The sequence below is a fragment of the Pseudomonas psychrophila HA-4 genome (genome assembly GCF_000282975.1).
Taxonomy (GTDB): Bacteria; Pseudomonadota; Gammaproteobacteria; order Pseudomonadales; family Pseudomonadaceae; genus Aquipseudomonas; species Aquipseudomonas psychrophila_A.
This window is the reverse complement of record NZ_ALJC01000087.1, coordinates 92,089-107,178: the sequence shown is the minus strand read 5'-3', so window position 1 is coordinate 107,178 and position 15,090 is coordinate 92,089. Positions and strand designations below refer to the sequence as shown.

The window sequence follows — 15,090 nt, the reverse complement described above, 5'->3', positions numbered from 1 at the left end:
CTAACTGGGCCGCGATATCCCTCAGAGATGGCTTTGCCATGGCTAAACATGCACCACCTTGCAAGACCTCTATGGTGCCACTGCTCAATTGGCGAATAGTCAGTGCACCAAACTGCACCTGCTGCGCAATGTTCGGCTTGGCAAAAGTAACGTGATGATCAATAACGCCTAGATAAGCTTCTAAGCGCTCAAACGCTTCGCTATTAATACTCCACGGTAGGTTGTGTGCCGTAAGGTTAACCTCAGCACCAAATAAAGATTCTGCCACTTGGGTCGCTTGGCTCAAAAAACAGTACTGAAAGGATTTGCGGTGATCGTTCAAGACCCACTGAATGTGCAACCAATCGTCAAAGAAGTATTCCTGAAGCAGTGGCAGTACTTGATTACGAACAATCGAGGCGAGCCGCTCAAGGCGGCGATCATCAATCAGCGGCATAAAGTAGGCGTGGCCTAAACAATGGTCGCGATCCAATAAAACCTCAATACGTTGATTCATAACCCGTAACAGTTGACCAATGTTTACGCCCTCCACATCCACCTGATCCAGCAACTCGGGCCGTGGAGGCATTTCTTTGAAGGTGAATCGCCGGCGCAAAGCGATATCTAATCCAGCCAGCGAACGATCTGTCGTGTTCATGGTGCCAATCAAGTACACGTTGGAGGGCACACTGAACGAGTGCTTCGAGTAGGGCAGCACAATCGACAGTGCTTCAGCAGCACCGGCCCGCTTGGAAGGTTCGATCAAGGTGATCAATTCACCAAAAATCCTAGAGATATTTCCACGGTTAATTTCGTCGATGATCAGGACACGGGCATTGGAAGACTCATGGCTAGGGTGTGACGCCTCTCTCGGTATCACGCGATTAACCACACGTTCGACTAAAGCCGCCAAGAGAGTGTTATAGCCGTTGACTAAAAAAGGCTCTAGCTTGGTATCCAAGACTCGCTCAAATACCGTTTTTTCACGAATGTCGGCCATCGTTATGCGTTGCGCACGCACATAGTCAGCAAGCGTATTCACCACGCTCATGCCTATGGGCAAAACATTATTATTGGGCTTTCGCAGTTCAACGACATCCGCCGATGCGTTGATCACCTCGTAACCTGAACCGAAGCGGTCCCCTGGTTTAAAGGGTCGAGCCTGAACGCTAAGCCCTGAATCGGATACCTCAGCACTCAATAAGCCCTTCAGTTTGACGACATCAATCGAGCCGTCACGTAGCTGATAAATAGTCGCCTGACTAAAGGTCTTGCTCATCAACAACTCACACGGCAATGACGGTGTGTAAACCCTGAGCCAATTGACCTGACGACACTGCCCATAAGCCTCATCCGCATCGGCACGCTTGATGGCTTGATAATCGCTGGTGAACTCACCGATGGCGCGAAATTTGTGATTACCATCACTCACCACAACCAAATCGCCCGGTTTAACTTTCAGTAGAAATGTCGCGACTGCAGTGATGTTATAGGCATCGGGAGCCAGCGCGTAACCGGCTTCAACAAAGCGCTGATGGATGGCTTGTCGGCTTTCACAGCCGCTGAAATCCACCTGATCGCCGTACCCTAACAGCGCATAGCCATTGCTTATGCACTCATCGTAGATATAGGCATCATCGCCCAATGTATTGCCTAACGACATTTTCCAAATGCGACGACCGCTGATGTCAATCGGTGCTTGCGCCTGCTGGGTTACCTTAGCGGCAGCTATATCACAGAGGCTTTTAAACACACCATCAACCACGTCATAGCGCAATTGACCGTCCGCTCCGGTCTCAGCTCGCAAACCTTCTACAAAGTCTTCGTAACTGAAACTCTGGTGAAAAGTCACAAAACATATTTGGCGATTCTTGACCAGTTCATCAAAACGTACTTTCAGCGCGACTCGATTTTCAAGATGAGTCGATAGCCACTGAGGATCAAGAACCTCTAGCGCCGCTTCGATGGTTGCATAGGTTTTTCCAGTTCCAGGAGGGCCGAACAAAATCTGATTAAGAGGCGGCGTTACAGCCGAGTTATCCATAATGTCCCCTCCCCCTTGAGCTAGGAAAATTTGATATCCCAGCCACTGTTTCAGTCCGTTGTGCACATTACTGCTATTACTGTCACCCACAGCAGCATGAGTGCCTTGCGGCCCATAATCTACATACAACTGGCGTAATTCAGGAAGATTAGTGATCTGCAAAACATCCTTGCCAGAGTGGTGTGTTACCAAGTTCACACCCGTCAAGTAATTATTGGCTGTGTTTATAGCTTTACCTGACTGTATCATCCAGTCTTTAAAGTTTTTACCGACCACTGCATTCACAGCCCGTACTCCTAAATAGATTTTTCGATCTTAATCGGTACTTTCAACATATTCGCAATTGGCTGCTCACCGCCAGATCGACCCACGAAGTACCTGTAAAAGATGGTCAACTATCACCCCGGCCGGGACATCCGAGCTGGCAGTACGATCTTCTGAGACTATCGGCCTGAGCCCTTGTTGTGATCTGCCTGGCATGCACGGTGCTGTAAAGGATAGCAATTGGCACAAAACCAGCTTTTCAATCAATGAGCCTCTTTTTTTGGAATCACCCGACCTGGCAATGCTCTCAAATAATTTATGCATGAAGTAGGACAGGTGCGATAACTCCTCCTCATCCAGGTCCAACTGTTGGCTTGCGGTCACTTGAACGTGGCAGTTAAAACGGCGAGCGGGGTCAGCGGTTGGTTGTGGCTGCCATAGACTCAAGCTTTGACGAGCCTCTTCAAACCCATCGATTTGGATGTCATTAATAACAAAGTCAAAGCGCTTAACATCGACCTCATCGGCATCAGGGACTTGGCCCCGGTGCAGTATAAGTGGCGGCGAAACAGGCTCTTTTTTCGAATTGTCGTGCATGTGTGCATTAATTGAAAAACCAATGCTTTCCAGATCGTTCAAAGCGAGTAAGACAACCTCAAACAACCGTTTACGATAATCCCTGTTTAACTGGCCTTGATGACTAAAAATATGACCTTCGATTTCTTTTGTATCGTCCAGAATTTTCTGCAACGCAGCAGAGGTTGTGCAGTACCAAAAGCGCAAACTTTCAGAGGTACGTGATACCGATATAACCGGTTCTGCACGGGCCGAACCTTGCTTCAGTGTTTTTATTTCAGCCTTCAATTGATCAACCCGGTTTTCAGCCTCGTTGAGCGCGGCCTGGAGCTGTCTGTCACGAGCCTTAAAGCTCTTGGACAAGTCACGTGCAACTGCCAGTTTACTGAGCTTGGTCTTACCTGGAACGGGGTCCTCAAAACGAGCAACCGGCACACGGACATTCTGCCCCAGCAGTTGATCGCACCAACTGGCGAATGTCATGTCTGGCGCCATTTTCACTGGCACGCGACCCTTAAGGGCTTGATCCAACTGCTCTTCTTTCAAGGCAGATAAATCAGCCATTACTCCATATCTGTTGAGCACACTCATTTCTGCCGCCCGGACTTTTTTCTCTAAACCCAACGCCTGTACTCCATGACAAAGATCCATAGCACGACACAATAATCGGCCTAATCCGTGAAAGCATGGCAGCAGACACGGCAAAGTGCCAGTATCACTGATGCACATACATAAAAGGCTTACGGGTCATCTGCCAAGAAGGCTAATGCTGCGGGTTTAACTCGCCAAACGGCAGTGCCGATCCGACACTCCAGCGCTAGAGGACTGAGAATATGAATCCGCCAGTCAAAGAGGACAGTTTGATCAGTGTTGACGTCGCCCAGATACCGTATTCGGAGGCTGGGAGCCAACCGACTTCAGAACACAGAATTTAGTACAACTCTGAATCGGCTGAAAAGTAATGTTGATAGAACTCCACCAAACGGTAAAAACCCGAAACTTCAGTTCTTCGCGGGCAAATAAACAAAATCGCTAAACCGTACTGGATAAACCGGTCGCCATATTTTTCGCGAAGCTATCCTTCGTGGTGCCAATCGTTATGTGTTCGCAACAGATACAGCAAAAATCAATATGTGCGTCAAAATCCATTGCCTACCGATAGATGTCCACACTGCCAAAGTGATGAGATGAGTCTTTCCATACCCGTATTGCGGCCGATACGCAGTGCGGAAAACATATGTTGTTCCGAGTTCGACGCCAGTTGGTGCCGATTTACCTCAAATGCAGTCTGTGCCGAAGCGCGACAGCAGGTATGGATTTTTAGGCTGAAAGTACTCCTTAACCAGCACATAGAGCTTAGGTTTCGCGTCATCCCACGAAACCGACTCAGCACGAAGACGAAGCAGTCTCTGACCAAAATCAACTGGATTCAGCTGTTTCGTCGTGGCTATCTCTACTTCCCGTGCCTCGGAATCAAACCGTTTGTGGACCCCGCTACTCTGTCCCGAGTAATCGTAAAACCGGATCAACTTGCCCTCACTATCTCGATCCGAATGGCATTTCGCGAACGAATCTTGTGATAAATGCAGCAGTTGCCCCAGTGCAACTCCCTTAGCCATCTCCTTGTGATCGTTGTAGCGATAGTCAACAAGATCACCGACTCTGCGGCTCCCCTTCAAGAAAAAATTTTTCAAACCCGATACCGGAGCGTCATACACATCCGCATTGAGGTCTAAATCACCCAGAGAGACCCTGAACGCGAATTCCATCCACATCTGGATAAGGTCATAAGTTTCACCTGCAGTCTGCCTAGATGGTGCCATGGCGTGCCAAAACTGCATGTCTCCAAAATGCCCACGGGCTACGAATGGCTGTGTCATCGCCCAATCAGGGTTATCACGAAATTTTCCTGAATACATCCATGAAGAACCCAGCACAGCGATATAACAAGACACGTCATTTTGGTTTGTGATTCGCAGAATTCGCTTAGCACAGCTAGGGGGATTCTTAGTGAGGTAAACGCAGGAAAGTCGTTCCAACGGATACCATGCATGACGTCGCTTGGGTCAATATTGACTGCAATTAACGCCTCACAAGGTGACCCCTTAGTCCCACAGTCAAGTGTCATGCGAGTGAGATCCTGGTGAACCGGAGCTTTGCGATCTACCACAGGAATGATCTCTCTCTTAGTCGCGCGTGGGTTATCGCCGAAATACTTTTCGACAGTATCCATCTCAAGGCTGAAAGCGCTGACCGAGGCAGAAAAACAAAAGGGAATAAAGCGGAAAAAATGCGGGCAAGTCGGCGCATGGCAGACCTCTATGCTAAAGATGTGTGGCTATATAACTATTTGTAGTTGTCAGCCCTCACGGCTGCAAGCCATTGAAGTGGATACTCGTCAGCCTGCATGAAAAGCATATTTCTACAGCTGCTACAAAACACGGCTCTGCAAGAGGAAGGGCCGGGGCGAAAGCCTTCAGTGATGAAGCACGGCGAGGTTGATGAGCGGGCAATAAATGCTTTTCAGCGCCCCAAACCTGTTCAAGATCCCGACACGTGGCACCCGATGCCTGTGGCAGCGATTTAATTGTTGGTGTTCCTACAAAGGCGGACTGAATGCTGCGGTTATCGCCGTGACGCTATCAGGCACGATCCTCATCTGGATACCGTGCGAAATCGTTCGCGTTCCCTTGCTGTATTCGCCTTATCAAATCCCGCTAAACCAGTTATAGCCCTGATCTTCCCAGTATCCGCCTGGATTATCGTTGCTGACGAAGACCTCAACGATATGCTTGGGATTTTTAAAACCCAATTTGGTCGGAACTCGAACCCGCAGTGGGTAGCCATACTCCGGTGGCAGAGCAACTTCACCGAAGTCCAGTGCCAACAGTGTTTGCGGATGCAATGCTGTCGGCATGTCGAGGCTTGAGTAGTAGCGATCAGCACATTTGAAACCGACGAATTTGGCAGTGGTGTCAGCCCCGATGTGTTCCAGAAAGCTTTTCAGCGGCACGCCCCCCCATTGCCCGATGGCGCTCCAGCCTTCTACGCAGATCAAGCGCGTTATATCGCTGCGCTGCGGCAACTTTCGCAAACCTTCAAGCGTCCACGACGCCTTGTCCCGTACCCGCCCGGAAACGGCAAGCGAATAACCGGACAGGTCGACTTGCGGGATATCGTCCTCGCCATAAAAAGCGTTGAAGGGAAACGGCGTGGTCATTTGCGCCTTGGTGAAGGTCGGCGCCAGTTTTTGGCCGCTAAACAGCCAAGCCTGAACCCGATCATTCCAGCGCGACATGGCCCAGAGCACCTTGTCGACCTGATCGCCGTCCTGCAGGTTACAACCGCTCAGCATCGCCATCGCACCAACAGTCAAGCTACCCCGGAGGAAATTCCGGCGCTGCAGATTTTCCAGTTGGAGCTGCTGGGCGGGCTCAAGTTTAATGCGTTGAATCGCGCGTTTTTTAGGCTCAGTCATGGTCGATTTTTCTGCTTTCAAGGGGCCGTATGCCACCCGTGATCATCGGCAACAAGGTTTTCGGCACCAACATCACCAGGGCCAGATGCACAACCACGAACGCGCCAATGACTGCCATCGCCGCGAAATGCACGTATCGGGCAACATCATAGCCGCCAAGGAGCACCACCAATTCGTGCAGTTGGATGGGCTTCCAGATCCCCAGCCCCGAGACGACAACCAACACACCTGCTGCCAGCACCCCCCAATACATCAGGCGCTGCACTGCGTTATAAACGCCCTTCTCGTGTACCAGTCGAAAACGCAAGGCATCCGTCAAATCATGCTTGAGCGCCAAGAGCCCAATCGGCAAAAAATCACGCTTGAAATGGCGACTGATCATCCCGTAAAGCAGGTAGACAAGGCCGTTGATGAACAGCAGCCACCTACATGCAGATGGGGTATCACCACGACATGAAGCAGATCCCTCGCGGACCTTGCCGGTGAAATGATCGGCACGTAGGGCCTCGCTCTGCGCGAAGGTAGGTCAGCGATCAGTGCGACGAAACGTAAATGGACGCTGTCTGCGCAGAGAGCGCGTAAGTAGCTTTCATCCATTCGATTTCTGCATGGGGCGTGCGGCCAAAGAAGCGCTTGAATTCGCGGCTGAATTGCGAGGGGCTTTCGTAGCCAACGCGGAATGCCGCCGATGAGGCTGACACGTCGTTGCGCAGCATCAGCAGGCGGGCCTGATGCAGGCGGGTTGACTTCAGGTATTGCATCGGTGAGGAGTCCGTGACGGCTCGAAAATGCAGATGGAAGCTGGGCACGCTCATGCTCGCCTCCTGCGCCAAGGCCTCGACGTCTAATCGCTCCTGATAACAGCTGTGGATCTTGCGGATGGCGCGCGTGACTTTTGCGAAGTGTCCTTGTGCGCCAAGCGCTGCGCGCATCGATCCGCCTTGCTCACCGGCGAGGACGCGGTAATAGATTTCGCGCACCAGCGAAGGCCCGAGGATCTGCGCCTCGACCGGATGGTTCATGGCTTCGATAAAACGCAAAGTCGACTCGCTGAGCATCTCGTCCATAGGCGAGGAATAAATGCCTCTGGGCCGGGCGTGAGTCGGCCCGAAAGTGTCGTCGATTTCCATAATCAGCTCGCCGGCCAGCTTGAAATCCAGTCGCATGTAAACAGCCAGCATCGGCTCTTCCTCGCTGGCATCGGATTCCATGGTAAACGGCACCGGCACCGATACCACCAAGTAATGCTGCGCGTCGTAAATGTAAACGTCGTCGCCCAAGTATCCGCGCTTGCGCCCCTGACACAGGATCACGATGCCCGGCTCATACAGCACCGGCGTTTTGGTCAGTGGACGGTTCGAGCGCAAAAACCGTATGCCGTCCAACGGGCTCAGGTTATAGCCTTCCAGCGGGGCCAGCTGTTTCATCAGTTGGACCATGCGCTGAATACGTTCGGTACTGTGGTTCATATACCCCCTTTTTCCGACGTTAAACTGTGCGTACAGCGTTTTAAACGACCCGCTGTCCGAGCCACTGACGAAACAGGGTCAGTGCCACCGACTCAGGTGTGTTCAGCGGCCACGCGAAATAATAGGAAAAGCTCTTGCGGTCGATCACCAGGTCGAAGGGCATACGCAGCAATCCGGCCTCCAATTCTTTGATCACCAACGATTTCTGCGCAATCGCCACGCCGTGGCCTTCGATTGCAGCCTGGTAGGCCAGGAGCGACGTTTCGTAGCGCATGCCGCTGTAAGGATTGAACTGAGTGGCGCCGGCTTCCCGCAGCCACAATGCCCAGTCGTCTAGGCGCGCAAGGGAGTGCAGCAGCACCTGATCGCCCAGTTGTTCCGGCGCGCGCAAGTCGGCAACAAAACCCGCTCCCACCACAGGAACCAGCTCATTGGGGGTGAGCAATTGCGTCCCCGTGTTCGGCCAGTCACCACCGCCCAGTTGGATCCCCCCATCAAGGTCTTCATGCTCAAAATCCAACGCTGCGGGCGACGTGGTCAACTGCACGTCGATCGCCGGGTGGGCAATGTGAAATCCAGCCAAGCGAGGAATCAGCCAGCGCACAGCAAACGTCGCGGGGGCGCGGATCTTGAGCAACTGTCGGCGCGTCGAACCACCGACAATGACGTTGGTGGACTCGCGCAGCGCGTTGAACAGCGGCACGATGTCCGCCAAGTAGCGCGCGCCAGCGGACGTCAGTTCCAAACCAGTGGGCATGCGTTTGAACAACTGCACTGACAGGTATTCCTCCAGCGCCTTGATCTGGCGACTGACAGCCGCCGGCGTCACCGACAGCTCGTCAGCCGCACGCGTAACGCTGAGCGACCGGCCAGTGGCCTCGAAAGCCTTGAGTGGATTGAGCGGCGGCAAGGGCCGGGAATGAGCGCCTCTGGTGTTCACTGAAAATCCCCCGGATATCGCCGCTGATGGCTGCACCTATTGAGAAACGGAACTGCGCTTGCGGTCAAGGCGTACTCCCCAGACCGCAGCCACAAGAATGCACGGCAACAGCGAGATGATCGAGTAAACAATGCCTGCCAGCGGGTTGCCGCTCCAATTGACCAACGCCAGGCTGATCATCGGCAGGAAACCACCAAACAGGATGTTGCCAATCTGCTGCGACAACCCAAACCCTGTGGTTCGGCTCTGCGGTGGAAAGCTGTCGGCAATGAACGCTGGCAGTGGCGCCATAACCATCGCCGTCAATGCCGCGAGCAGCGTAATACAGGCGGTCACCACGGGCCAGGCGTGAATTTTCGCCGACGCGACAATTTGCGCAAAACAGGGATAAGCGACTGCCGCCCACAGCACCATGCCGATCAGCATCACCCATGCCCGGCCATAGCGATCGCTGACCGCGCCGAACAGCGGGTACAACGGCGCTGCTATGAGGATGGCGACACCCACACACACATTAGCCTCGAAGACTGGCACCGCCAGCACATTCTGTAAGAAATACAGCATGTAGATGATCGAGGTGTACAAGGTCACCGAAGTTCCACCCTGCGCGCCAAACACGGCCACCAACAGGTTCTTCCATGACGCCCGGCTCCCCAGTGTGTCGGCCAATGGCGAGCGCGATACTTCACCCTTTTCCTTGAGCGTCTGGAACACCGGCGTTTCCTCCATGCCGAGGCGAATGTAAGTGGCGACGAGGACAATCGGCGCCGAGACCAGAAAAGGCACCCGCCAGCCCCAAGCTGCAAAGTCGGAGGGTGACAGGTAAAGGTTCAGCAGAGAGACCACTAGCAGCGCGAGCAACAGGCCCAGGCTGGCCGTGCTCTGCAAGAAACTGGTAAACAGTCCGCGTCGCTCATGTGGCGCATGTTCCATGACATACACCGCCGCGGAGCCATACTCGCCGCCCAACGCGATGCCTTGAACGATGCGAAGTAGCAACAGGCATGCCGGTGCGAGTATTCCGGCGGATTGATAGGTCGGCAAGCACCCCATCAGAACCGTCGATGTGCCCATCAGTACTAGGGTGATGACAAACGCACGTTTACGTCCGATGCGGTCAGACATTGGGCTGAATATCAGCGTGCCCAGCGGCCGCGCCAGATAGGCAACACCAAATGTACCGGCCGTAAGGATCGAAGAAACAAACGGGTCGAACTCAGGCAGGAACAAGGCGCGCAAAGTGCTGCTCAGGGCGACGTAGACGAGGAAATCATAATATTCGAGCAGGGTGCCGAAGCTGGCGGTGCCAACCACCCGTGACATGCTCGGCCGGGCAAATCCTGAGAGTGCGGCGATGTCCATTGATGAGGTCCTTATTATTATGGGCTTACAGCGGATAAACAGCCCGCGCAGGCGTTAGTCGGTCGACGTGAGAAAAGCTCGAACCGCCGTCTTATGCTCAGCGCCGCACAGCAGAATCGCTTGCACACTGCCTGCGGTCTCGAGTGCCTGCGACAGATCACTGGTGGCTGCCTGACGTACCAGGCGCTTGGCCAGTCGAAGCGCCTTGGGCGGCGCAGCGGCAATCGAACGAGCCAATTCGTCGACCACGTTGTCCAACTCTTCAGCCTCCACCACGCGGTTGATCAAGCCCATCTGCAGGGCTTCGTCGGCAGTGTGAAACTGACTGGTCAGGGTCATTTCCATGGCTTTAGCAAGGCCCACGGCGCGAATCAGGAACCAAGCACCGCCGATGCCCGAGATCAATCCCAGACGCAGAAAGCTTTCCGCCATGCGGGCATCTTTCACCGCAATTCGCAGATCGCACATCATCGCTAGGTCCAGTCCCGCACCAATCGCCGAACCATTGATCGCCGCGATCACCGGGACCTCCACAGCCTGCATGGCCAGCGTTATGCGATGTAGATAACGGCGCAGGCCTTCAAGCACCTCTTCAGTAGCGCCCTGCATCAGGTCCGCGCCGCTGTGCATGTCCTTCACATTGCCACCGGTGCAAAAGTGCCGGCCATTGCCGCGCAGCACCACGCAGTGAACATCGGTGCGGCCGTTTACGCTTTCCAGCGCCTCGGCCAAGGCCACGCACATGGGGGTCGCCAGAGCATTGCCGGTTTCCCCGCCATTGAGGGTCAGGTGCAGGACAGCACCGCGTTGTTCGATCAGAACCAGATCGGTTTTCTCGGGGTTCATGGCGCACGCTCTCTTGTTGATCGGTGTGGTTACTGGTGGGTAAAGAATGGAGCACGACGCTCAAGGAAAGCGTCGCAACCCTCGCGTTGATCATCAAGGGCGAAGCTGGCGTGGAAGGCGCTTCTCTCGTAGACCAATCCTTCTGCGAGCGTGCTTTCGAACGCTCGTGCAGTGGCGGCCTTGACCGTCAGCAGCACCGGTAGCGAATGCCGTGCTATCAACTGCGCGAGTCCCAGCGCAACGCGGGTGACCTCCTCATCCGCCACCACCCTCGACACCAACCCGCAGTCCCGTGCCTGGGCAGCTGTGATTGGCTCGCCAGTCAGGTTCATTTCCATCGCCAAGGACTTCCCGACAGCCCGTGGCAGGCGCTGAGTGCCGCCTGCTCCCGGGACCAGGCCCAGTTTGATTTCTGGCTGGCCGAACAACGCGTTTTCACCCGCGACGACAATGTCGCAGAGCATGGCCAACTCGCAGCCACCGCCCAGCGCGTAGCCGCGCACGGCAGCCACCAACGGTTTGCGTGCGGTGCTGAGTGCCTGCCACTCCGCCGCGAGGTAATTGTCCTGAACGGCTTGTGCATAGGTCATTTTCGCCATCGCCTGAATATCGGCTCCGGCCGCGAAAGCTCGCACCGAGCCGGTGAGTACGATCGCGCGGGTATCGGTGTCGGCATCCAGGGTTTGCAGAACCCTGCCCAACTCCTTCATCAACTCGCTGGTCAGCGGGTTGAGGGTGTTGTGGCTGGCCAACGTGACCAACGCAACGGCGCCGTGCCGCTCCAACTGCAAGAGAGACGCGGTCATGCCGTCACCGCCTGGCGTGAATGCACACCAACCGCGCCTACAGCCTCGAGCGCGACTATTTGCAGCTCGCTGAAGCCTAGCGCGGCAAGGATTTCGACGGTGTGTTCACCCACGGCTGGGGGTGGCATCAGCGGCGCGCCCGGATGGCTGTTAATGGCAAAGCCAGGCATGCGCAAAACACCCGCCTCAACATGCGCAAGCTCGACCTCGACACCGCTCTGGCGGTAGTGATCGGTGCTGGTCAGTTCGTCATAATTGGCGACCGGAGCACACAGGATGTCCTGCTGTTCCAGCGCTTGCAGCCAGTAAGCGGACGTATGACAGACGAGTCGTTGCTCCAGCAAAGGGTGCAGTTCGGCGCGGTTCTGCACCCGGGCCGGGTTGTCGAGGAATCGCTTATCCTGCACGAGCTCTGGCAGCTCCAGCAAACGGCAAAGCGCAGTCCACCGCGCGGGGTGATAGGCCGCGACCATGATCCAGCCGTCGGCAGTTTTGAATGCTTCATTCGGCGCCGCGTAAGGTGCTGCGCTGCCAGTTTTTTCAGGGGTTTGGCCGGTGGCCAGAAAGCTGCTCAGCGACAGGTGTTGCAACATCAATGTGCAGTTGTAGAGACTCACGTCCAAGTGCTCGCCACTGCGCTGATGCAGACGTCCATGCAGAGAAGCGAGTATCGATATCGATGACAGGTAGGCGGTGACCATGTCGGCAATGGGGATCGGTACTTTACAAGGCGTGGAGCCAGGGTTGCCCAGCATGCTCATCAACCCGGTCACTGCCTGAATGTTGCCGTCGACGCCAGGCCGTTTGTGCAGTGCCCCCTTCTGTCCGTAGGCGGAAATCGAGCAGTAGACCACCGCCGGGTTCAGCGCTTTGACGGTGTCGTAATCTAGGCCGAGCCGGGCCATGACACCGGGCCGAAAACTTTCGATCACCACATCGGCGTCGCGCATCAACGCCAGAGCGACCCCCTTACCGTCGACACTTTTCAAGTCCAAGGCAATACCGCGCTTGTTGCGGTTAACGCTGAGCGACGTCACGCTCTGGTGCTGCTGCCAAGGCGGACCGATGGCGCGTCCCAGCTCGCCACCCAGCGGCTCGACCTTGATCACGTCCGCGCCCATATCCCCCAGCAACATGCCGCACACCGGGCCCGCCACAATATGCGAGAAGTCCACAACCTTTATGTTTTTCAAGCTGTCGGTCAGCATCGTCACACCCTGTTGCGCACGTGTATGTGCCATTAATCGATGAGATCGAGGATAGGGAAAGCGGTCTTGGCGCCGCTATCGACTTTATAAGCGGGGGGACTTGAGTTTTTGTTAAGGGCAACTGATGACGGTGACTGCATCAGAATTGTCGGTCAGAACTTCCTGCATGGAGCGCAATCGACGTGGCCATTGTTTGAGTTGTATGCGCGCACGCCGTCTTGCAGATCCGTTTCATCACGGACTTGCCCGATATTGGATTAGGCAAGCAATGGAGATAAACCGGCATTCGCAGGACTACTCGCACACCGTAACTTGGGCTCTCAGCGTTTGTACTGAATCAATAGCAACGATTGGAGATCAGCCCATGTTAGTCGTCTACAACCCAGCCGATGGCAGCGAAGTCGGCCGCGTTCAGCAAAGTGATGCGGCCGCCGTGAACGCAGCCGTCGACCGCACCTGCGCAGCCTTTCCCGAGTGGTCCGGCAAGCTGGCCAAGGAACGCAGCGACATCCTTCGCCGCTGGTTTGACAGCGTTAAGGCAGACAAGGAAGCGTTCGCTGAGTTGCTGTCGAAGGAAAACGGCAAGTGCCTGACCGAAGCCCGTGGCGAAATCGATTACGGGTTGGGGTTCATCGAGTGGTACGCCGAAGAAGCCAAGCGCGTCTATGGGGACACCATCCCTACCCATGACAAGAATGCTTCAGTGGTGGTCATCAAGGAGCCCGTCGGGCCCGTGGCCGCCATCACACCGTGGAACTTCCCGTTCATGATGATCACCCGTAAGGTCGCTACCGCCCTGGCGGCTGGCTGTACCATGATCATCAAGCCTGCGGAAGACACGCCTCTGACCGCTTTCAAACTGCTGGAACATGCGCGTATGGCCGGTATTGCGCAAGGCGTTCTGGAAATGGTGGTGGGCGATCCGAAGCAGATCGGCGAGATCATTACCTCCGACCCGCGGATCCGCAAAGTGTCGTTCACAGGCTCTACCAACGTTGGCAAGTTGTTGGCGGCGCAATGCGCGCAGACCATCAAGAAAATGACCCTGGAGCTGGGGGGCAACGCACCTTTTATTGTGTTCGACGACGCCAACATCGACGAAGCGGTCAAGGGGCTGGTGGGTGCCAAGCTACGTAACTCCGGCCAGGTGTGCATCTCGCCAAACCGGATTTTCGTACAGGACACCATCATCGAGTCGTTCCTGGACAAAGTGAAGAGTGCCGTGCAGGCCATCGATGTCGATCAGGGATTACGGGAAGATTTCGTGGTGGGCCCGATGATCAACCGGAACGGCTTCGAAAAAGTCGTCGCGCTTGTCGAGCAGGCCAAGGTCGCAGGCGCCAAGGTGCTGCTGGGCGGCAAACCCCACGCCAAGGGCGGGCTGTTTTATGAGCCGACCCTCCTCACGGGCCTGACAGACGACTCACCGCTGGCGAAGAATGAAATTTTTGGGCCCGTATTCGCCGTCTATTCGTTCTCCACTGAAGCGCAAGTCATTGAACGCGCCAACCAGACCGAGTTCGGCCTTGTCGCCTACGCCTATACCAGTGCGCTGGGGCGTTCCCTGCGACTCTCCCGCCAGCTTGAGGCCGGTATGGTAATCCTTAACTCGGGCTCTGTCGGCACCGTCTCGATTCCGTTCGGCGGTATCAAGCAATCAGGCTATGGCCGCGAAGGCAGCTACTACGGCATCGAGGAATACGTGCACGTTAAATACGTGCTAATGGCTGGCGCCCAGTTGTAACCCTCAGTTGACAATGCGCAGAGTGCCACGCTCACTCCGCGCACACTGAAGCCGTTGTACTCGTCTGCGACAATGAGCGAGCGCGCACAGTTGAGAGTTTCTTAAAAGGTGTTGGAGTAGTTCGTCATGGCCGGAACCTTGCTTCTGGTAGGCCGAGAGTCAAGTATGTCAATGCCCGTCCAATCGGCAGGCACGAGAAATGACACATCATTGGCCAAGTATCTATGTGTGGGAGGACGAAGGCAGCCCAAATTCTCGGAGAGCTTGGATATTAAGCACTGAAATACAGCCTGCCATCAAGTAGGTTTTATTGAATCATGTGCTTGTCTGACACTCCCCCGATAATACATAAACAACAGAACCACACCCCTCAC

Annotated in this window: 10 protein-coding genes and 2 pseudogenes; 1 reads left to right on the top strand and 11 read right to left on the bottom strand. The window is 54.9% G+C overall.

Annotation, left to right across the window (positions count from 1 at the left end; genetic code table 11):
* Window positions 1-160 precede the first annotated feature (160 nt).
* From B347_RS0112630 to B347_RS0112570, 11 genes and pseudogenes are all read right to left on the bottom strand, one after another.
* A pseudogene (locus B347_RS0112630) lies at window positions 161-2,023 on the bottom strand (AAA family ATPase); the annotation flags it as partial.
* Between the two features lie 351 nt (window positions 2,024-2,374).
* Complete coding sequence (locus tag B347_RS0112625) at window positions 2,375-3,454, bottom strand: hypothetical protein (RefSeq protein WP_237719126.1); 1,080 nt, start codon at window positions 3,452-3,454, stop codon at window positions 2,375-2,377.
* Between the two features lie 686 nt (window positions 3,455-4,140).
* Window positions 4,141-4,818 (bottom strand): hypothetical protein, encoded by a 678-nt coding sequence (locus B347_RS0112620; protein ID WP_157786887.1) that lies wholly within the window; start codon window positions 4,816-4,818, stop codon window positions 4,141-4,143.
* Window positions 4,819-5,570: 752 nt separating this feature from the next.
* Window positions 5,571-6,341, bottom strand: coding sequence for a molybdopterin-dependent oxidoreductase (locus B347_RS0112605; protein ID WP_019410059.1), 771 nt, complete (start codon window positions 6,339-6,341; stop codon window positions 5,571-5,573).
* A pseudogene (locus tag B347_RS24955) lies at window positions 6,334-6,774 on the bottom strand (cytochrome b/b6 domain-containing protein); the annotation flags it as partial. The gene B347_RS0112605 and the pseudogene B347_RS24955, both read right to left, overlap by 8 nt.
* Window positions 6,775-6,874: 100 nt before the next feature.
* Window positions 6,875-7,810 carry an AraC family transcriptional regulator gene (locus B347_RS0112595; protein WP_019410057.1) on the bottom strand — a complete coding sequence of 312 codons (936 nt, stop codon included), beginning with the start codon at window positions 7,808-7,810 and terminating at the stop codon, window positions 6,875-6,877.
* A gap of 40 nt (window positions 7,811-7,850) precedes the next feature.
* Complete coding sequence (locus B347_RS0112590; protein WP_050997503.1) at window positions 7,851-8,750, bottom strand: LysR substrate-binding domain-containing protein; 900 nt, start codon at window positions 8,748-8,750, stop codon at window positions 7,851-7,853.
* Window positions 8,751-8,786: 36 nt separating this feature from the next.
* The gene (locus B347_RS24950) at window positions 8,787-10,112 is read right to left on the bottom strand and encodes an MFS transporter (RefSeq protein ID WP_019410055.1); all 1,326 of its coding nucleotides are present in this window, start codon (window positions 10,110-10,112) and stop codon (window positions 8,787-8,789) included.
* 54 nt (window positions 10,113-10,166) lie between these two features.
* Window positions 10,167-10,958, bottom strand: coding sequence for an enoyl-CoA hydratase-related protein (locus tag B347_RS0112580; protein ID WP_019410054.1), 792 nt, complete (start codon window positions 10,956-10,958; stop codon window positions 10,167-10,169).
* Window positions 10,959-10,987: 29 nt separating this feature from the next.
* Window positions 10,988-11,764: an enoyl-CoA hydratase gene (locus B347_RS0112575; RefSeq protein ID WP_019410053.1), complete on the bottom strand. Its 777-nt coding sequence runs from the start codon at window positions 11,762-11,764 to the stop codon at window positions 10,988-10,990.
* Window positions 11,761-13,005, bottom strand: a complete 1,245-nt coding sequence (locus tag B347_RS0112570; RefSeq protein WP_237719125.1) for a CaiB/BaiF CoA transferase family protein — start codon at window positions 13,003-13,005, stop codon at window positions 11,761-11,763. Before B347_RS0112570 ends, B347_RS0112575 begins: the two co-directional genes overlap by 4 nt.
* Before the next feature lie 331 nt (window positions 13,006-13,336).
* Between B347_RS0112570 and B347_RS0112565 the strand changes: the two genes are divergently transcribed.
* Entirely contained in the window at window positions 13,337-14,716 is a 1,380-nt protein-coding gene (locus B347_RS0112565; protein WP_019410051.1) for an NAD-dependent succinate-semialdehyde dehydrogenase, read from the top strand.
* Window positions 14,717-15,090: the final 374 nt, after the last annotated feature.

Bases quoted from the DNA above. Each gene is read 5' to 3' on its own strand.
- B347_RS0112625 (WP_237719126.1), bottom strand. From the start codon at position 3,454: ATGAGTGTGCTCAACAGATATGGAGTAATGGCTGATTTATCTGCCTTG.
- B347_RS0112605 (WP_019410059.1), bottom strand. From the start codon at position 6,341: ATGACTGAGCCTAAAAAACGCGCGATTCAACGCATTAAACTTGAGCCC.
- B347_RS0112595 (WP_019410057.1), bottom strand. From the start codon at position 7,810: ATGAACCACAGTACCGAACGTATTCAGCGCATGGTCCAACTGATGAAA.
- B347_RS24950 (WP_019410055.1), bottom strand. From the start codon at position 10,112: ATGGACATCGCCGCACTCTCAGGATTTGCCCGGCCGAGCATGTCACGG.
- B347_RS0112580 (WP_019410054.1), bottom strand. From the start codon at position 10,958: ATGAACCCCGAGAAAACCGATCTGGTTCTGATCGAACAACGCGGTGCT.
- B347_RS0112575 (WP_019410053.1), bottom strand. From the start codon at position 11,764: ATGACCGCGTCTCTCTTGCAGTTGGAGCGGCACGGCGCCGTTGCGTTG.
- B347_RS0112570 (WP_237719125.1), bottom strand. From the start codon at position 13,005: ATGGCACATACACGTGCGCAACAGGGTGTGACGATGCTGACCGACAGC.
- B347_RS0112565 (WP_019410051.1), top strand. From the start codon at position 13,337: ATGTTAGTCGTCTACAACCCAGCCGATGGCAGCGAAGTCGGCCGCGTT.